The sequence below is a fragment of the Geminicoccus sp. genome, assembly GCF_035556675.1.
Taxonomy (GTDB): domain Bacteria; phylum Pseudomonadota; class Alphaproteobacteria; order Geminicoccales; family Geminicoccaceae; genus Geminicoccus.
Genome location: NZ_DATMFZ010000229.1, coordinates 1 through 19,179, shown reverse-complemented (window position 1 = coordinate 19,179; position 19,179 = coordinate 1). Strand labels below are relative to the sequence as shown.

General features: G+C 69.7%; 14 protein-coding genes and 1 pseudogene. 1 reads left to right on the top strand and 14 read right to left on the bottom strand.

Annotated features, from left to right (window positions below):
- Positions 1 to 2: 2 nt before the first annotated feature.
- The 12 genes from gyrB to VNS22_RS16310 all read right to left on the bottom strand — a co-directional run bounded on the left by gyrB (position 3) and on the right by VNS22_RS16310 (position 15,533).
- Positions 3 to 2,408 (bottom strand): DNA topoisomerase (ATP-hydrolyzing) subunit B, encoded by a 2,406-nt coding sequence (gyrB, locus tag VNS22_RS16365; RefSeq protein WP_325734265.1) that lies wholly within the window; start codon positions 2,406 to 2,408, stop codon positions 3 to 5.
- Positions 2,401 to 3,567, bottom strand: a complete 1,167-nt coding sequence (gene recF / locus VNS22_RS16360; RefSeq protein ID WP_325734263.1) for a DNA replication/repair protein RecF — start codon at positions 3,565 to 3,567, stop codon at positions 2,401 to 2,403. The genes gyrB and recF overlap by 8 nt, the downstream gene beginning before the upstream one ends.
- On the bottom strand, positions 3,564 to 4,691 hold the full coding sequence (gene dnaN, locus VNS22_RS16355; RefSeq protein ID WP_325734261.1) for a DNA polymerase III subunit beta: 1,128 nt from the start codon (positions 4,689 to 4,691) through the stop codon (positions 3,564 to 3,566). Before dnaN ends, recF begins: the two co-directional genes overlap by 4 nt.
- A gap of 322 nt (positions 4,692 to 5,013) precedes the next feature.
- Complete coding sequence (gene dnaA / locus VNS22_RS16350) at positions 5,014 to 6,393, bottom strand: chromosomal replication initiator protein DnaA (protein WP_159709489.1); 1,380 nt, start codon at positions 6,391 to 6,393, stop codon at positions 5,014 to 5,016.
- Positions 6,394 to 6,881: 488 nt separating this feature from the next.
- Positions 6,882 to 7,157 carry a 30S ribosomal protein S20 gene (gene rpsT, locus VNS22_RS16345; protein WP_325734256.1) on the bottom strand — a complete coding sequence of 92 codons (276 nt, stop codon included), beginning with the start codon at positions 7,155 to 7,157 and terminating at the stop codon, positions 6,882 to 6,884.
- Positions 7,158 to 7,257: 100 nt separating this feature from the next.
- Positions 7,258 to 8,031, bottom strand: coding sequence for an enoyl-CoA hydratase (locus VNS22_RS16340; RefSeq protein ID WP_325734254.1), 774 nt, complete (start codon positions 8,029 to 8,031; stop codon positions 7,258 to 7,260).
- A 4-nt stretch (positions 8,032 to 8,035) separates the two neighbouring features.
- Positions 8,036 to 9,664 carry a glucan biosynthesis protein gene (locus VNS22_RS16335; protein WP_325734252.1) on the bottom strand — a complete coding sequence of 543 codons (1,629 nt, stop codon included), beginning with the start codon at positions 9,662 to 9,664 and terminating at the stop codon, positions 8,036 to 8,038.
- 72 nt (positions 9,665 to 9,736) lie between these two features.
- Positions 9,737 to 11,290, bottom strand: a complete 1,554-nt coding sequence (gene nikE / locus VNS22_RS16330; RefSeq protein ID WP_325734250.1) for an ABC transporter ATP-binding protein — start codon at positions 11,288 to 11,290, stop codon at positions 9,737 to 9,739.
- Positions 11,287 to 12,114, bottom strand: a complete 828-nt coding sequence (locus VNS22_RS16325) for an ABC transporter permease (protein WP_325734248.1) — start codon at positions 12,112 to 12,114, stop codon at positions 11,287 to 11,289. Before VNS22_RS16325 ends, nikE begins: the two co-directional genes overlap by 4 nt.
- Entirely contained in the window at positions 12,107 to 13,066 is a 960-nt protein-coding gene (locus tag VNS22_RS16320) for an ABC transporter permease (RefSeq protein WP_349261814.1), read from the bottom strand. The genes VNS22_RS16325 and VNS22_RS16320 overlap by 8 nt, the downstream gene beginning before the upstream one ends.
- On the bottom strand, positions 13,063 to 14,526 hold the full coding sequence (locus tag VNS22_RS16315) for an ABC transporter substrate-binding protein (RefSeq protein WP_325734244.1): 1,464 nt from the start codon (positions 14,524 to 14,526) through the stop codon (positions 13,063 to 13,065). Before VNS22_RS16315 ends, VNS22_RS16320 begins: the two co-directional genes overlap by 4 nt.
- A complete protein-coding gene (locus tag VNS22_RS16310) occupies positions 14,523 to 15,533 on the bottom strand; it encodes a P1 family peptidase (protein ID WP_325734242.1) in 1,011 nt (336 codons plus the stop codon). The genes VNS22_RS16315 and VNS22_RS16310 overlap by 4 nt, the downstream gene beginning before the upstream one ends.
- A gap of 156 nt (positions 15,534 to 15,689) precedes the next feature.
- Here VNS22_RS16310 and VNS22_RS16305 point away from each other — a divergent pair, with 156 nt between their 5' ends.
- Positions 15,690 to 17,357, top strand: coding sequence for a thiamine pyrophosphate-dependent enzyme (locus VNS22_RS16305; protein ID WP_325734240.1), 1,668 nt, complete (start codon positions 15,690 to 15,692; stop codon positions 17,355 to 17,357).
- Positions 17,358 to 17,369: 12 nt separating this feature from the next.
- Here the strand turns inward: VNS22_RS16305 and VNS22_RS16300 are convergent, their stop codons facing one another.
- Positions 17,370 to 18,434, bottom strand: a complete 1,065-nt coding sequence (locus tag VNS22_RS16300; RefSeq protein ID WP_325734238.1) for a calcium-binding protein — start codon at positions 18,432 to 18,434, stop codon at positions 17,370 to 17,372.
- Between the two features lie 168 nt (positions 18,435 to 18,602).
- Positions 18,603 to 19,179 (bottom strand): annotated as a pseudogene (locus tag VNS22_RS16295) (glutamine synthetase); the annotation flags it as partial.

The following is a 19,179-nucleotide window of genomic DNA, read 5'->3' as shown; positions in this document are numbered from 1 at the left end:
GATCAGACGTCCAGGTTGACCACGCGCAGCGCGTTGCTCTGGATGAAGTCGCGGCGCGGGTCGACCACGTCGCCCATCAGCGTGGTGAAGATCTCGTCGGCCTCGTCGGCATGATCGACCTTCACCTGCACCATCGAGCGCTTGGTCGGGTCCAGCGTGGTTTCCCAGAGCTGCTCCGGATTCATCTCGCCCAGCCCCTTGTAGCGCTGGATCTGCATGCCCTTGCGGCCGAGCGTGGCGACCCGCTCCATGAGCTGCAGCGGACCGCTGACCGGCATGGTGGTCTCGCCCTGGACCAGGGTGGGGTGCTCGCCCCACAGCCCGACCAGTTCGTCCACCATCGCGGCGACCTTGCGCGCTTCCAGCGAACGCAGGCCGACCGGCTCGATCCGCCAGCGCTCGCGGCGCTCGCCGCGGGTGCGGTGCATGATCAGCACGCCGTCCACGTCCTGGGTCGCCTGCCAGTGGCCATTGCCGGCCTGCACCAGATGGCGCGCCAGCGCCTGGCCCTGCTCCAGCCCCGGATCGGCCTCGGCACCGATCAGCCGGGTCGAGGCGAGAGCCTCGATCAGCTCCGCCGGCAGCCGGCGGGCCAGCCCGCGGATCGCCTGAGCAGCCTGGCGGGACAGCTCGAAGGCCCGGTCGGCGGCCTCCATGTCGAGCGGCGCCCCGTCGCGGCCGCTCAGCACCACCTCGCCGCGCACGGTGGCCAGCAGGTAATCGTCCAGCGCCGCGTCGTCCTTGAGGTAGAGTTCCTCCCGGCCGCGCTTGATCCGGTAGAGCGGCGGCTGGGCGATGTAGAGGTGGCCGGCCTCGATCAGCTCCGGCAGGTGCCGGTAGAAGAAGGTCAAGAGCAGGGTGCGGATGTGCGAGCCGTCCACGTCCGCATCGGTCATGATGACGATGCGGTGGTAGCGCAGCTTGCCGATGTCGAAATCGTCGCGGATGCCGGTGCCGAGTGCGGTGATCAGCGTGCCGATCTCCTGGCTGCCCAGGATCTTGTCGACCCGCGCCCGCTCGACGTTCAGGATCTTGCCGCGCAGCGGCAGGATCGCCTGGAACTGCCGGTCGCGGCCCTGCTTGGCCGAGCCGCCGGCGCTGTCGCCCTCGACCAGGAACAGCTCGGATCTGGCCGGGTCGCGCTCCTGGCAGTCGGCGAGCTTGCCCGGCAGGTTGGCGATGTCGAGCGCACCCTTGCGCCGGGTCAGCTCGCGCGCGCGCCTGGCGGCCTCGCGGGCGGTGGCGGCTTCCACCACCTTGCCCATGATCTGCTTGGCCTCGGCCGGATGCTCCTCCAGCCAGCGCGAGAGCGCGTCGCCCACCAGGTTCTGCACGATCGGCGTCACCTCGGACGAGATCAGCTTGTCCTTGGTCTGCGAGGAGAACTTCGGGTCCGGCACCTTGACCGACAGGACCGCGGTCAGGCCTTCGCGCATGTCGTCGCCGGACAGATTGACCTTCTCGCGCTTCAGCGTGCCGCTGTCCTCGGCATACTTGTTCAGGACGCGGGTCAGCGCCTGGCGGAAGCCCTGCAGGTGGGTGCCGCCGTCACGTTGCGGGATGTTGTTGGTGAAGCACAGGCAGACCTCGTGGTAGCCGTCGTTCCACTGCATGGCGACCTCGACGACGATGCCGTCGCGCTCGCCGCCGACTGTGATCGGCGGCTGGAAGACCGGCGTGCGCGAACGGTCGAGCCAGGTCGCGAAGGCGGCGAGCCCGCCCTCGTAGAACAGCAGCTCCTCGCGCGGCTCCTCGCCGCGCAGGTCGCGCAGGAGGATCTGCACGCCGGAGTTCAGGAAGGCCAGCTCGCGCAGGCGGTGCGCCAGCTGGTCGAAGGAGAACTCCACCCCGGTGAAAACGGAAGGCGAGGGGTAGAAGGTGACCCGGGTGCCGCGCTTGCCCTCGGCCGGGCCCACCACGTCCAGCGGCGCCTCGGTGCGGCCGCCCTCGACGAAGCGGATGAAGTGCTCGAACCCGTCGCGCCAGACCGTCAGGTCCAGCCGGTCCGACAATGCGTTGACCACCGAGACGCCGACGCCGTGCAGGCCACCCGACACCTTGTAGGAGTTCTTGTCGAACTTCCCGCCGGCATGGAGCACGGTCATGATCACCTCGGCGGCCGAGATGCCCATCTCCTGGTGGATGTCGACCGGAATGCCGCGGCCGTCGTCGACCACCGTGCAGGAGCCGTCGGCGTTCAGCACCACCTCGACGCGGGTGGCGTGGCCGGCCAGCACCTCGTCGATCGCGTTGTCGACCACCTCGAACACCATGTGGTGCAGGCCGGAGCCGTCATCGGTGTCGCCGATATACATGCCCGGTCGCTTGCGGACGGCCTCCAGGCCCTCCAGGACCTTGATGGAGCTGGCGTCGTAGATGGGGGCGGAAAGAGTCGGCGTGTCAGACATGATCGGCGAGGTCGCCCCGGTGCAGGTGGAGGAAGGCGGCCTGGTCGCGCAGCGGCGCGAAGGGCGCATGGTCGGTTCCGGTCAGCCAGGTCTGGCCCGGCAGGCCGGTGATGCGGTCGAACAGCGCCTGGCGGCGCCGCTCGTCCAGATGGGCGGTGGCCTCGTCGAGCAGCAGAATCGGCACGAGACTGCCGGCCTGGCGCTTGCGCGCGATCTCGCCCAGCACGATCGCGACCAGCAGGGCCTTCTGCCGGCCGGTCGAGCAGCGCGCCGCGGCCGTGCCGGTCTCGGCATCGATCGCCACCAGGTCGCTGCGATGCGGGCCGATCGAGGCACCGCCCGCCTCGCGATCCATGTCCCGGCTGGCCTGCAGACGGGCGGCTACCGCCTCCTCGACGTCCAGGGCCGGCCGATCCTCGAGCAGGGTTTCCAGCTCGCCGGCGAGGGCCAGGCGGACCGCAGGGAAGGGACCGCCGGCGGCTGCCACCACCCGGTCCAGGCTCTGCACCCGCTCGGCACGCACCGCGGCGATCGCGACGGCATCGGCAGCCAGCCCCGCCTCCAGCGCATCCAGCCATACCGCATCCGGCCGGCCGCTGCGCAGCACGCTGGAGCGCTCGCGCAGGCGGCGTTCATAGCGGGAGGTCAGGCCGGCATAGGCCGGGTCGTCCGTGGCGATCAGCCGGTCGAGAAAGCGGCGTCGCTCGGCTGGTGGATCCTGGAACAAACGGTCCTCCGCCGGGGTCAGCCAGATCACCCCGACAATGCCGGGTAGTTCCTCGCGCGCGGCGACATCACGGCCGTCCAGCCGGAAGCGGCGGCGCTCGTGACCAGGCTCCAGGCCCGTAGCGATCGTGTGCGGTCCATCTGGACCTTCCATATGGGCATGAATTGCCCAACTGCCAGTTCCGCTAGTGCATGCCTGCTCGGCGGCCCGCGCCCGGCGCAGCCCGCGTCCTGGCGCCAGCATCGACACCGCTTCCAGCAGATTGGTCTTGCCGGCACCGTTGTCGCCATACAGCACGACCGGCCCGCCCGGCAGGTCGAGCCGGCAGTCGGCGAGATTGCGGAACCCGGTGAGCTGGAGGCGGCGCGCGGCGCAGGCAGGCGGGTGGAAGGAAGCGTCGGCAGCGGCAGGCGCGCTGGCGGAAGCGATCATACCCGCATCGGCATCAGCACGTAGATGGTGGCGACGTCCTCGGGATCACGAATCAGGGTGGGCGAGGCGGGGCTCGCCATCTCCAGCCGGATCTGGTCGCCCTCCACCTGCTGGGTGATGTCCAGGACGTAGCGGGCGTTGAAGCCGATCTCGATCTCGCCGCCGGACAGTTCGCAGTCGACCTCGTCCTGGGCGCGGCCGGCCTCGGCACTCACTGCGGACGCCAGCACCCGGCCTTCGGAGAACCCGAGCTTGACCGCGCGGACCTTGTCGGTCGCGACCGTCGATACCCGGTCGATCGCCACCGCGAAGGCCTTGGCGTCGACCAGCGCCGCCTTGTCGTTGGCCTGCGGGATGACCCGCTCATAGTCCGGGAATACGCCGTCGATCAGGCGGGACACCAGCACGGTCGTGCCGATCTGGAAGCGGATGCGGGACGGCGACAGGGCGATGCCGACCTGGGCGTCCTGGTCAAGCGCCTCGAGCAGGCGCCGGGCCTCGCCCACCGTCTTCTTCGGCACGATCACCGGTGGAATGCCCTTGGCACCCTCAGGCAGCGGCGTCTCGACCCGGGCCAGCCGGTGGCCGTCGGTCGCCACCGCGCGCAACGTCGCCGCGGCACCGTCACCGCGGGTCGCATGAAGGTGGACGCCGTTCAGATAGTAGCGGGTTTCCTCGCTGGACATGGCGAAGCGGGTCTTGTCCAGGAGCTTGCGCAGCACCTGGGCCGACAGCTCGAAGGAGACGCCCAGGTCTTCCTCGTTCATCGCCGGAAACTCGTCGGCGGGCAGCGAGGGCAGGACGAAGGACGAGCGGCCGGAGCGCAGGTTCAGGTCGGCACTGCCGCTGGCCTGCTCCAGCTCCACGATCGCACCCTCGGCCAGGCGGCGGACGATCTCGTAGAGCGTGTGCGCGGCCACGGTGGTGGTGCCGGGCTCGCTGATCTCGGCGGCCTCGCGCGAGACCAGGGTCAGGTCCATGTCGGTCGCGGTGAGCAGGAGCTCGCCGTCGCGCGCCTCCAGCCGGACGTTGGACAGGATCGGGATCGTCGTGCGGCGTTCGACGACGCTCTGGACATAGCCGAGCGACTTGAGCAGGGGTGCGCGCTCGATGGTCAGCTTCATGGTCAGGGCAAGTCGCTATGCTCGAGGAAACCCCGACCACGAACATCGCGTCGGGCCCCGAATCTAGCAGGCTCTGCCGCTAAGTTCACGAATTTTCGATAAAATCGGGCGGCTGCACCGGGAAGCAGCTGCAGCCAGCCGACCTGCTCGGTGCCGGGGGTCCCCATCCGTTCCAGAACACCCTGTCAGACTTGCCGGAAGCGGTCTGATCGGGCGGGCGGCTGGCTCAGCGGCCAGGAGTCCAGAACGTCTGCATCCGTCAGACGCACCATCACCTCGGCAGGGATCGCTGCAGGCCACCCGGTCGGAAGACCCGGGCCGGTCAGCTCATCAGGCGGCGCTTCAGCAGTTCCACATCGTCGGCGAGCTGCCGGTCCTCGGCAATCAGCTTCTCTATCTGGCGCACCGCATGCATCACCGTCGTATGATCACGATTGCCGAACTTCTTGCCGATTTCCGGCAGGGAGCGCGGGGTGAGCTGCTTGCACAGATACATGGCCGTCTGCCGGGGCCTGGCGATGGCGCGCGAGCGGCGCGGCCCGGTCAGGTCGGCCATCTTCATCTGGTAGTGCTCGGCGCAGGCCTTCTGGATCTCCTCGATCGTGACGCGCCGGTCGTTGGCGCGCAGCAGGTCGTGGAGGATCTCCTGGGCCATCTCCACCGAGACTGCCCGGTTGGTCAGGCTGGCCTGGTGAACCATCCGGTTGAGGGCACCTTCCAGCTCGCGGACGTTGGAGGTGATCCTCGCGGCCAGGAACTCCAGCACGCGCTGCGGCACGTCCGAGCGCAGCTGCTCGGCCTTGGCCTGCAGGATGCCCAGACGCAGCTCGTAGGTGGTGGGGTGGATGTCGGCCACCAGCCCCCAGCCCAGGCGCGAGCGGATCCGTTCCTCCAGCCCGGACAAGTCCGAGGGGCTGCGATCAGCCGAGATCACGATCTGCTTGCCGCGGTCCACCAGCGTATTGAAGGTGTGGAAGAACTCTTCCTGAGTGCTGTCCTTGCCGGAAATGAACTGCACGTCGTCGACCATCAGCAGGTCGACCGAGCGGAACATCTCCTTGAACGCGATCGTTTCCTTGATCCGCAGCGCACGTACGAACTGGTACATGAACTTTTCTGCGGTCATGAACACGATCTTCTTGGTCGGGTCGATCTGCAGGACCCGGTGACCGATCGCGTGCATGAGGTGGGTCTTGCCGAGGCCGACCCCACCATACAGGAACAGTGGGTTGAACATGGGCTTGGGCGAGGTCGCGACCCGCTCGGCGGCGGCCACCGCGAACTCGTTCGGCTTGCCCACCACGAAGTTCTCGAAGGTCAGGCGCGGATCGAGCTGGACGGAGAGCTCGTCCGGCGAATCGTTGACCGGGCGCGGCTGCGGCTCCACCACCCGCAGGGGCGGCTGCTCGCGGTTGACGATGGTGCCGGGCGAGCCCTTGCCCTGCGCCACCACCAGGCTGATCGAGCGGACCTGGCCGTTCACCCCGTTCCAGAGCGTGCGGATCCGGTCGGCATAATGGGCGGCCACCCAGTCACGCATGAACTGGGTGGGCACGGAGACCAGGCCCCGGTCACCTTCGATGCCGAGGGCCAGGAGCGGCTTCAGCCAGGTGCTGAAGGCCGTATCCCCCACCTCCGCCCGAAGGAGGCCACGCACCTGCGTCCACTGTGCCTCCAGATCGCTCGACTGCGGCACGATCATCCGTACCCCGACCCGGCTGTCGCGTTGTCACTATGGTCCCGCCGGCCGGGCAAGAACACCCGCAGGCCAGACCGTGCTCGATTCGTATGTCCGCCACAAAACGACAACATGACCTCCTGGCTCCAGGAGATCCAGCTGCCGAAAGCTGGTAGACTGCAGCCCGATGAGGGGCGGAACCGAGATTGCTTCGACTTTGGCGATAGAACAGCCTGTCCAGGGACAGTTGAGTTACTACACCGCAGCGGAACAGTCTTTAGTTCTCGATCCTAAATACTCGACTGCAATCAGGCGCCTATGCGTGGCGGCCGAACGTTTGGTGATAGTAATGCCGGGCCTGGGGAGAGGCAAGCGCCCGTTCTGCCACAATCGAAAATTCTCTCCGTGGTTGAAAAATCACGAATAACTAATATGAGAGAATCACGATGCAACAAAACAGGCGACGAGGACTTGCGTCCTCGTCGCCTGTTTTGACGATCTGCTGGAAACTCTCAGGCGGCGGCGCTGGAGAGCTTCTTCACCATCTGGGCCAGACGCGAGATGCGGCGGGACGCCGTGTTCTTGTGCAGGACGCCCTTCGTCACCCCGCGGGCGATCTGCGGCTCCGCCTGCCGGAAGGCCACGACAGCGGCTTCCGCATCGCCCTTGGCGACCGCGGTTTCCACCTTCTTGATGAAGGTCTTGATCTGGCTGGTGCGAGCCCGGTTGCGTGCAGTCCGTGCTTCGGTCTGCCGCACCCGCTTCTTCGCCGAAAGGGTGTGCGCCACGATGCGATTGCCCAATGTTCTGAAAGTGAATGGGGCTCTTATCCCCAGGCCGCGCCCACGTCAACCCGGGCTTGTCCACAAGGCACTCCGCCGGTGCCGTTCAGCGGTGCTTGAATTCCGCCGAGCGCTTCTCCACGAACGCGCTCATGCCCTCGGTGCGGTCCTCGGTGGCGAAGCTCGCATAGAAGGCACGCCGCTCGTAGCGCAGCCCCTCCGCGAGGCTGGTCTCGAACGCGGCATTGACCGCGTCCTTGGCCATGCGCACGGCGATCCGGCTCTTGGCGGCGATCGCCTGGCCGATCTTGAGCGCCTCCTCGACCAGCTCGCCCGCTGGCACCACGCGGGTCACCAGGCCGGAGCGCTCGGCCTCGGCCGCGTCCATCATCCGGCCGGTCAGCACCATGTCCATGGCCTTGGCCTTGCCCACCGCGCGCACCAGGCGCTGGGTGCCGCCGGCACCGGGCAGGGTGCCGAGATTGATCTCCGGCTGGCCGAAGCGCGCATTGTCGGCGGCGATGATGATGTCGCACATCATCGCCAGCTCGCAGCCGCCACCCAGGGCATAGCCGGCCACCGCCGCGATCAGCGGCTTGCGCTTGTCCGCGATGCGCGCCCAGGCGGCGATGAAATCGCTCTCATAGGCGTCGGTGAAGCTCATCTGCGCCATCTGCTTGACGTCCGCGCCGGCGGCGAACGCCTTTTCCGAACCGGTGATCACCGTGGCGGCGATCTCCCGGTCGGCATCGAACCCGTCCAAAGCCAGGTTCAGCTCCGCGACCAGCTCGTCGTTCAGGGCGTTCAGCGCCTTGGGCCGGTTCAGGGTGATGAGCCCCACCCCATCACGCCGGTCGACCAGGATATTCGTGTATGCCAAGGGGTCACTCCTCCCCAAAACCGGAAGGACCGGCCACGAAACGAAATGGATGATACTGGTAGAGCCAGGTCTCGGTGAGCGCGTTGTCGCCCAGGCGCAGATAGAGGCGCAGGTCGACCGGTTCCTCGCCGTCCACGACCAGCTCGAAGATGGCCCGCCAGCGCTTGCTGCCGACCATCTGGAAGGTGAACGCGTTGCGCACCTCGCCGCGCGAGGTGGCAACCACCGCCTGCACGTCGTCGCCCTTGCGCAGGGGGTCCAGCGACGGCCCCTCGAAGTCGACCACGAAGCGCTTGACGTCGCCCTCGTCGGCACCGCCCGGAAAGCCGCCCCGGCCGATCCGGGTCGCTATGCAGCGCGCGACGGCCGGGTCCTGAGGGATGCCGTCCTGCCAGTAGAGCCGCCAGCCGAGGTCGAAGCGCATGCCCGCCTCGGTCTTGACCTCCGGCACCCAATAGGCCGCGATGTTGTCGTGGATCTCGACGTTGGTCGGGATCTCCACCAGCTGCACCGCACCCTTGCCCCAGGGTTGCAGCGGCTCGACCCACAAGGAGGGCCGCCGCTCGTAGAACAGGGAATCGTCCTCATAGGACGCGAACTGCCGGTCGCGCTGCAGCAGGCCGAAGCCCTTCGGATCGGTGTCGGAGAAGGACGAGACCGTCATGGCCTGCGGATTGTTCAAGGGCCGCCACAGGCGCTCGCCGGCACCCGTCCAGATCGACAGACCATCGCTGTCGTGGATCTCGGGGCGCCAGTCGGTGGCGGTGTGGCGGTTGGTTTCGGAGAACCAGTACATGCTGGTGAGCGGGGCGATGCCCAGGCGCTGCACGCCATGGCGCATGAACAGCTTGGCCTCGACGTCCATCACCACCGCACCCGGCCGGCGCACCATGAACCGGTAGGCGCCGGCCAGGGCCGGGCCGTCCAGGAAGGCGCAGATGACGAGGTCGTCATTGTCCGGCGCGGCGCGCTCGATCCAGAACTCACGGAACGCCGGAAATTCCTCAGGCGTGGGCAGGCCGATGTCGATCGCCACGCCGCGCGCGGAGATCCCGTACTGGTCGTGCTCGCCGGATGCCCGGAAATAGGAGGCGCCCAGGAACGACAGCCAGTCACCGCCGCCCTGCTTGTTCATCACCCGGAACCCGGCGAAGCCCAGATCCTCGGGCAGGCCGGTGACGAAGGAGGCCTTCTCGCCGAACTCGAACAGCCAGGGCTCGTAGAGGATCTCGCGCGCCTGGCCGTTCTCGACCAGGTTGATGTGGACCGGCCGCTTGAACCAGCGGCCGGGGTGGTGGAACCGGATCGGCCAGGGGCCGCTGCCATCCGCCCAGAGCGCCTGATCCGGGCGGAAGCGGATGTCAGCGAACACTTCCGGGTCGATCCGGTCCAGGATGTCGTCGAACCGGATGATCGGGGACGCATAAGGCTCCTTGGCCGCCGCCTCCGCCTGCGCCACCAGCTGCTCGAACGAGAAGGGCCTGGGCTCAGAAAAGCGCAGCCCGGTCTGGGGCGGGGGCGGCGGTGCCGCCTCTTCCTGCGCGACCGCTTCCCGCAATGCGGTCAGTCCGGTCAGCCCGAGCAGCGAAAGGGCCGAAAGACCGAGCGAGACCGAGCGCCGAGTGGCGTCCATGGATTCCTCGAAATGATGTCGGGATTTCCCAACCTGTCCAACGGCTGTTGTCGCGCCGGGTGCCGAAGCTCGTCATGGTTCATAATCCCCTGCCTTCGGCGGTGCAACCGGAGGGGGCGGGCCCAGTCGTGCCGCCAGCAGGGCACGGGCCGCCGCGGACGCCGGATGGAGCAGCACCCGACCGACCGGACCCTCCTCCACGATCCGCCCCTCGGCCATGACCAGCACCCGGCTGCACAGGCGCCGCACGATGTCGAGATCGTGGCTGACCAGGAGATAGGCCAGACCGTGCCGCCTCCGAAGCGCTGCCAGCAGCTCGAGCACCTGCTCCTGCAGGGGCCGGTCGAGGGCCGAGAGCGGCTCATCCAGGACCACGAGACGAGGGTGTGCCACCAGGGCACGGGCGATCGCGATCCGCTGGCGCTGCCCGCCCGAGAAGGCGTGGGGATGGCGGCGGACCGCTTCCGCCGGCAGGCCGACCTCGGCCAGCGCCGCCAGCACTCGGCGGTGGCGCTCGGCCGGGTTCAGGCGGAGCCCGTGCAGCGGCTCGGCCAGGATCCGCCCGACCCGCCAGCGCGGATCCAGGGAGTCGAACGGGTCCTGGAACACGAGCTGCACCGGATGCCGGGGAGCGGCGGGCTCGGCCGGATCGCGGCCATCCAGCCGGACGACGCCGCCATCCGGCGGCTCCAGCCCGGTCAGCAGCCGCACCAGGGTCGACTTGCCACTGCCCGAGCCGCCGACCAGCCCGACCGCCTCGCCCGCAGCGATCGTCAGGTCGACGCGGTCCACGGCCTGACGTGTGGCACCACCGGGCAGGCGATAGTGCCGGCTCACGCCGGTCGCGGTCAGCAGGGCCGGGGGCCCGGGATGGTCCCGAGGCTGGAGCGGCAGGACAGCGCCGCTGGCGGACGGGACGGCGGCGGGCCCGGAGCGGACGATGCGGCCGCCCGCCATCACCAGGACCTGCCGGCACATCCGCGCGATCACGCCTTCGTCATGGCTGACCAGCAGCAGCGCCAGGCCCTTTTGGGCCACCAGCTCGTCCAGGAGGTCCAGGATCTGGCGCTGGATCACCAGATCCAGGGCAGTGGTCGGCTCGTCGGCCAGGAGCAGGTCCGGCCCGGCGGCGAGCGCTGCCGCGATCAGCACCCGCTGGCGCTGACCACCCGACAATTCGTGGGGGAACAGGGCGGGCGAGGCGCGCTCAGGCGGCAGGCCCACTGCGCGCAGCATCGCCTCTGCCCGCGCGATCCGTTCACGCTGCGTGCCCAGGCCGTGGATCGCCAGCGGCTCGGCCACCTGGCGGCCGATCCGGCGCGCCGGGTCCAGCGCGGTGAGCGGTTCCTGGAACACCATGGCGATGCGCCGCCCGCGCAGCCGGGCCAGCTCCGGCTCGGGCAGGTCCAGGATCTCCCTTCCGTCCAGGCGGACCGAGCCTTCCGCGATCAGCCCGTCCGGAAGCAGGCCGGCGATGGCCAGCGCGGTGAGCGACTTGCCCGAACCCGACGCCCCGACGATGCCCAGTCGCTCGCCGCGCGCGATCTGGAAGCTCACCTCGCGCACCAGGGGCGGACCGCCCGGACGGCGCACGGTCAGGCGCTCGACTTCCAGCAGCCGGATCATGGCTGCCGGCCCAGCCGGGGGTCGAGCCGGTCACGCAGCCCGTCGCCCAGGAGGTTCAGGCCGAGCACGGCCAGGGCGATGGCGAGGCCCGGCAGGATCGCCAGGCGCGGCGACACGGCCAGGAAGCTCTGCGCATCCGCCAGCATCCGGCCGAGCGTCGGTGCCGGCGGCGGCACGGACAGGCCGAGATAGCCCAGCCCCGCCTCGGTCAGGATGGCGAGCGCCAGCTGCAGGGTCACCTGCACCAGCAACTGGTCCAGGATGTTGGGCAGGACGTGCTCGAGCGTGATCCGGGTCCTGGACTTGCCCGACAGGCGGGCGGCCTGGACGAAGGCGCGCGGCCAGATGCGCACCGCGGCGGAGCGGGTGACACGGGCGAAGACCGGCAGGTTGAACAGGCCGATCGCCAGGATCGCCACGCCCATGGATGGGCCCAGTGCCGCGGCCAGCATGATCGCGGTCAGCACTGCGGGAAAGGCGAACAGGAGGTCGCTGCCGCGCATCAGCAGATTGTCGAGCCAGCCGCCCCGTGCTGCGGCCAGGGCACCGAGCGGCACCCCGATCCCGACGCTGAGCGCCACCGCGCCCAGGGCGATGCCGAACGAGTTGCGGGCACCCGCCATCAGCAGGGACAGGACGTCCCGGCCGAACGGGTCGGTGCCCAGCGGATGGGCTTGGCTCCAGCCCTGGAGGCGGGCCTTGATGTCGATCGCGGCCGGGGGATAGGGAGTCCAGACGAGCGACAGGGCGGCCGGCAGCACGATCGCCAGGGTGATCGCCACGCCCAGCCACAGGCTCCAGTTCCGGTCGGGTCGCTCAGCCACGCTGGCGGAGCCTCGGGTCCAGCCGCAGCAGCAGCAGGTCGACCGCGAGGTTGACCACCACCACGGCGGTGACCAGCAGCATGACCAGGCAGGCCAGGGTGGGCAGGTCGCGGCCGCCCACCGACTGGACCACGAGGCGGCCCAGGCCCGGCAGGTAGAAGACGTTCTCGACGATCACCGCACCGGCCAGCAGGAAGGAGAACTGCAGGCCCAGCACGGTGACGATCGGCGGCAGGGCGTTGGGCAGAGCGTGGCGGCGCAGCGCCTGCGTGCGGGTCAGGCCGAAGGAGCGGGCGGTGCGGACGAAGTCCAGCCGCATGATCTCGACGATCGCGGTCCGGGTCACCCGGGCCAGCACCGCCGCCTGGGGCAGGCCCAAGGCCACCGCCGGCAGGATCAGGGCCGCGATGCCAGGAAGGATGCCGGCATCCCAGCCGGGAAAGCCGCCCGCCGGCAGCCAGCGCAGCCCGATCGCGAACAGGAGGACCAGCAGGATGCCGATCCAGAAGGCCGGCACCGACAGGCCGACCAGCGCCACCGCCATGGTGGCGAGGTCGCCGGTGCGGCGGTGCCGGGTGGCGGCGAACAGGCCCGCCGGGATGCCCAGGCCGATCGCGACCAGCAGGGCCAGGAGTGCCAGGGGCACGCTCACCACTGCGCGCGTCGCCACCAGCTCGGCGACCGGCACGCCATAGGTGTGGCTGGTGCCGAGCTCGCCCCTGGCGAGCCCGGTCAGCCATTGCCACCAGCGCAGCGGCATGGGCTGGTCCAGCCCCATCTGCCGGCGCAGGGCGGCCAGCGTGTCCGGCCGGGCCTCGGTGCCGAGCATCACCGCTGCCGGGTCGCCCGGCAGGACGTTGAGCGCCAGGAACACCAGGACCGACGCCAGGAGGAGGGTCAGGAGCGCCGCGGCGATGCGCGCGACGCCGCGTGAGACCCCGCCCGGCTTCACTCCGCCCAGCGCACGCCGGTAAGATCGGTCGCCTGGATCGGGGCGTTCGCCCACATCCCCTCCAGCCTGGCGTTCCACACGCCCTGCTTGGGCAACTCGAACAGGAACCCGTTCACCGCGTCGGCCGCCAGCATCTCCTGGGCCTGGCCGTAGAGCGTGTTGCGTTCCGCCTCGTCGGCCGTGCCCTCGATCCTGGCCATCAGCGCCTGAAAGTCGGGATTGCGGTAGTTGAAGTAATAATCGTCGCGCGCATAGATGCCGATATCGAGCGGCTCGGTGTGGCTGACGATCGTCAGGTCGTAGTCCTTGTTGGCGAAGACCTGCTCCAGCCACTGCGCCCATTCGACCGGCACCAGCTCCGCTTGGATGCCGACCTCTGCCAGCTGCGCCTGGATGATCTCGCCGCTGCGCCGTGCATAGCTGGGCGGCGGCAGCTTGATGGTCAGCTTCAGGTCACCGACCCCGGCCTCGGCCAGGAGCCGGCGGGCCAGCTCCGGATCGTGGGCCGAGCGCGAGGTCAGGTCGACATAGGCCGGATGGCTCGGGCTGAAATGCGAGCCGATCGGCTGGCCGTAGCCCATCATGGCGCCGTCGATCAGCGCCTGGCGGTCGATCGCATGGCCGATCGCCCGGCGCACCCGCACGTCGTCCAGGGGCTGCCGCCGGTTGTTGATCGCGAGCAGCGTCTCGCCCTCGGTGGTGCCGATCACCACGGCGAAGCGCGGGTCCGCCTCGAACTGGGGCAGGGCCTCGGGCGCCGGGAAGTTCAGGTAGCCGTCGACGTCCTCGGCCATCAGCGCCGCGGTCGCGGCCGCCGGGTCGGCGATGAAGCGGAAGGTGACCTGGGCTAGTGCCACGTCCGCCCCCTCGCGGCGGCTCAGCACCAGCCGGTCGCCCTGGCGCCACTCGGTGAACTGGAACGGCCCGGTGCCGACCGGGCGGGTCCGGTTGGTCTCGGCGCTCTCCGGCGCCACGATCACCGCGTCGCCCCAGGCGAGGTTCCAGGGCAGGAGCCCGGTCGGCCGCTTCAGCCGGATCACCACCGTGGCGGGATCCGGCGTCTCCACCGCCGCGATCGGCTCGAACAGGCCCTTCTGCGCGTTCACGCTGTCCTCGGCCAGCGCCCGCTCCAGCGAGAACTTCACGTCGGTGCTGTCGAAGCCCGTGCCGTCATGGAAGGTCACACCCTGCTTCAGGTGGAAGGTCCAGGCCAGCCCGTCCGGCGAAACTTCCCAGGACGTTGCGAGCTGCGGCTGCACGCTGCCGTCCGCGGCGATCCGGGTCAGGCCTTCGAACACGTTGGCATAGACGATCTCGTCGATCGCCGCCGCGGCACCGGCGGTGGGATCGAGATGGGGTGGCTCCAGCACCTGCCCGAGCGTCACCGTGTCCTTCGCGACCGCCGCATCCGCCAGTGCCGTCACCAGCAGCGAAGTCGCCAGGAGCCGAGCCAGCTTCATCCATTCCCCCCACGAGCGCGTTCCCGCCAGGACGGGACCGTGCCGAGCGGCCGTGCCGCGAGCACGCCGCGCGCCACGGCGCGGGCGGTGCAGTCCGCGGCGAGCGCACCCAGCCGCATCAGCACCTCCGGTGTCACCGTGAGGTCCCGCCGCCCGGTCGACAACGCGAAGATCGTATCCCCGTCGAACGGCGTGTGGATCGGCCGAAGCGAAACGGCAAGCCCGTCCTGCGCCATGATCGCCATCCGTCTGGCTTCGGCCTTGGTCAGCGGTGCATCGGTGGCGACCACGCCGATCGTGGTGTTGGCGCCGAGGGAAGGGCTCTGCTTGGTGCGCAGCTCGAGATCGATCGGCCCGGATGGCAGGGGCTGGCCACCCATCTCGCCGGCCTGCTCCAGGTGCCAGGCGAACAGGGTGCGCCCGTCGGGAAAGCCCGGCTCGCCCATGGAATTGACCGCGATCAGCGCTGCGACCGTGCAGCCGGTCACCGGGCAGACCGCCGAAGCACTGCCGAGGCCGCCGGCGACCGAGCCAGCACGCGCTCCGGCCCCGGCACCCACCGAGCCCAGCTCCAGGGGCGCATCAACGGCAGCCAGCGCACGCAGCGCCAGGGCACGATAGGGCGGCGTCTCGCCCCATTCCTTGTCGCCGCCATTGGCCAGGTCGAACAGGATCGCCGCCGGCACGATCGGCACGACAGCCCCTGCGACCCGCAGGCCGACCTCGCGCGCCGCCAGCCGGTTGCGCACCGCACCGGCTGCGTCCAGGCCGAAGGCGGAACCGCCGGACAGCACCAGCGCATGGACCTCGGTCACGCTGTTGGCCGGGTCAAGCAGCTCGATCTCGCAGGTCCCGGGGGCCCCCCCGCGCACGTCCACGCCGCCGACCGCGGGCCGCTCGGGCAGGACGACCGTCACGCCGCTGCGCACCCGGAAGTCCTGGGCATTGCCGACGCGGATACCCGGGACATCGCAGATCGTGTTGCTCGGTCCTGGGACCGCGCTCACGGCGGCGGCTCCGGCAGGGCGGCGCGTTGCGGCAAGATGCTGGTCCTCCAGGCTGTGCCCGGAGGCTTAGCAGGGTCGTGCCCGGCCTGCACGGGGGCTTGCGTCCGGGCCCGCCCGGCGTCACTGGACCGTCAGGGCAGCAAGGGAGCCGGAAAAATGGCGTCACGCAGCGGCGGGCGGATCCTGATCGACCAGCTGGCGATCCAGGGCGTGCGGACGATCTTCGGCGTGCCGGGCGAGAGCTATCTGGAAGCCCTGGACGCGCTGGTGGACAGCCCGATCCGCTTCGTGACCTGCCGCCAGGAAGGCGGGGCGGCCATGGCGGCCGAGGCCTATGGCAAGCTGACCGGCCAGCCCGGCGTGTGCTTCGTCACCCGGGCCCCTGGCGCCACCAACGCCGCCTCGGGCGTCCATGTCGCCCAGCAGGACAGCACGCCCATGGTGCTGCTGGTGGGCCAGATCGAGCGCGCCGCCCGCTATCGCGACGCCTTCCAGGAGGTCGACTACCGCCTGCTGTTCGGCGGGATGGCCAAGCTGGTGCTGGAGATCGACGACGCGGCGCGGCTGCCGGAGCATGTGCATCGCGCGTTCCGCACCGCCACCTCCGGCCGGCCGGGCCCGGTCGTGCTGGTGCTGCCCGAGGACATGCTGACCGACCGGGTCGAAGTCGCGGACGGGATCGCCGCCGAGCCCGCCATCGCCTGGCCGGACCCCGCCGCGATCGACCGGCTGCACGAACTGCTGGCGAGGGCGGAGCGGCCCATGGTGATCCTGGGCGGCTCGACCTGGGACTCGGCCGGCCGCACCGCGCTCGAGCGCTGGATCGACGCCAACGACCTGCCGGTCGCCTGCGGCTTTCGCCGCCAGTCGCTGTTCGACAATCTCCATCGCTGCTGGGCCGGCATGGTCGGCCTCGGCCCCGACCCCCAGCTCGCCCAGCGGGTGAAGGAAGCTGACCTGCTGATCGCGTTCGGCTCGCGCCTCTCCGAGACCGCGACCGGCGGCTACACGCTGCTGAGCCCGCCGCGCATGGGCAAGACCTTCGTGCAGATCCACCCGGACCCGCACGAGATCGGCCGGGTCTACCAGCCGGACCTGGCGATCGCGGCCGACCTCTCCGCCACCGCCATCGCCCTGGCGGGCCACGCCCCGGTGGCAAGCCGGCCCTGGGCGGCGGAGGCGGAGACGCTGCACGCCCGCTACCTGGCCTTTTCCGGGCGGGTCGAATCGCCCGGCACCCTGAACATGGCCGAGGTGGTCCGCCAGCTGCAGGAGCGGCTGCCGGCCGACGCGGTAGTGTGCAACGGGGCCGGCAACTTCGCGACCTGGGTGCATCGCTTCTGGCGCTACCGTATGCCCGGCAGCCAGCTGGCCCCGACCTCGGGCTCGATGGGCTACGGCCTGCCGGCCGCACTCGGCGCTGCGGTCGCGGCACCGTCGCGGGCCGTAGTGGCGTTCGCCGGCGACGGCGACTTCATGATGACCTGCCAGGAGCTCGCCACCGCCGTGCAGGCGGAGGCGAAGTTCCTGGTGATCGTGGTCGACAACGGCATGTACGGCACGATCCGGATGCACCAGGAGCGCGAGCATCCCGGCCGCGTGTCCGGCACCGCCCTGAAGAACCCCGATTTTGCCGCCATGGCACGCGCCATGGGTGCGCATGGCGCCACGGTCCGTGCCACCGCCGAGTTCGCCCCGGCCCTGGACGCGGCGCTGGCGGCCGGCGGACCGGCCCTCCTGCACCTGATCCAGGACCCGGAGGCGATCACGCCGGTGCGCTCGCTGACGAAGATTCGGGAAGAGGCGCAGGCGGCGGGCAGGTGAGGGCGCGGCCGCTCAGTCCGGCACGAAGTCGTCGGCGGTCAGCTTGGTGATGCCGAACAGGGTCAGGCTGTCGCCGTGGAAGACGTCGAAGCGGCTCGCATCGCCCGCGTGGATGATCATGGATTCCCGGCTGACGCCGCCCAGGCTGATCTTGCCCACCTCCACCAGCTCGTCACGATCGTCGAGGCGGCCGTTGCGGTCGCTGTCCAGCTCGGCAAAGCCGATCCGCTCCCGGATCAGGCCGATATCGTCGAAGGGGTTGGAATCGTACCAGTCGAACCGGATCTCGATCTGGTCCTCGCCGCGCGTGAAGTCGGCGACGAGGTCATGGTCCGGGGTGAGGAACGCTTCGCCATAGATGTCGGGATTGCCCTCGATCGAGATGCCCTTGAACACGACCCGGTCCTGGCCGGCACCGAGCCTCAGCAGGTCGTTGCCTTCCCAACCGTCGACGATGTCGTCACCGCTGCCGCCCTCCAGCAGGTCGTCGCCCCGCCAGCCATCGAGCACGTCGTTGCCGCTGCCGCCGTCCAGCCGATCATCGTCGAGATGGCCGACCAGCCGGTCGTTGCCGGCACCGCCCTCCACGATGTCCGGCCCGTCCACGCCAGGGGGATACGCGCCGGTCGTGATCCGGCCGAAGTCGTCGATCAGCCCGTAGAGCACGTCGTCGCCGTCGCCGCCGATCAGGCGGTCGCTGCCATAGCCGCCTTCCATGACGTCGTTGCCGGCGTCGCCGCGCAGCAGGTCGTTGCCGCTGCCGCCGAACACATGGTCGTTGCCGTCGCCACCACGGCCGGCATCGTCGCCATTGGCACCATAGAGCCAGTCGTCGCCGTCGCCGCCGTTCAGCTGGTCGTTGCCGTTGCCGCCGCGCAGGACGTCGTCACCCCGCTGGCCGAACAGCCGGTCATGGCCGTCCTTGCCCCAGAGCGTGTCGTCGTCCCCCTCGCCATAAAGGGCGTCGTCACCGTTCAGGCCGATCAGGACGTCATTGCCGCCCCGGCCGTAGATCGTGTCCTTGGACAGGGTGCCGGTCAACGTCTCGCCGCGAGACGTACCCTTGAATGTCGCCATCGACTTTCCTCCTCGACCCGAGGTCGATCACCACACAGGGTAAGAGGAGGAAACGACATCGCCTTGATTGAAATCAAGTAGTCCCGCTGAAGTGCCGGCGGTGCCGGAGCTGCAACTCGCCGCACCTATTACTTCCGGAAAAATCGTGCGCCGCGGTGGGTCGCAGCCCTACACCATCGACAGGTACCACTCGTACTCCGTCGGCGTGATCCGCATGACGAAGCGCTCGCGCTCCACGTCGCGGCAGGTGGCGTAGACCCGGCAGAACTCGGCCCCGAAATAGTCGTGGAGCGGCGAGGGCTGCTCGAATGCCTCGATCGCGTCCTCCCAGGTGACCGGGATGGCGACCGGGACCTGCTCGTAGGCGTTGCCCTTGATCGGCTGGCCGGGATCGCCGCCCTTCAGCAGCCCGTCCAGCATGCCGGACAGGACCGCGGCCAGGACCAGATAGGGGTTGGCGTCGGCCCCGGCGACCCGGTGCTCGATGCGCCGGGCCTTGGCCGAGCCCGCCGGGATGCGGAAGGCGACCGTCCGGTTGTTCCAGCCCCAGCTCGGTGCCGTGGGCGCGTAGGAGAGCAGGCGGAAGCGCCGGTAGCTGTTGGCGTTGGGTGCGAGCGCCAGCATGGATGGGCCCAGCAGCCGCTGCATCCCGGCGACGCAGCGCTTGAGCGTCGCCTCGCCGTCCTCGGTCTCGCTGAAGACGTTGCGGCCGTCCCGGTCGAGCAGGCTGACATGGACGTGGAAG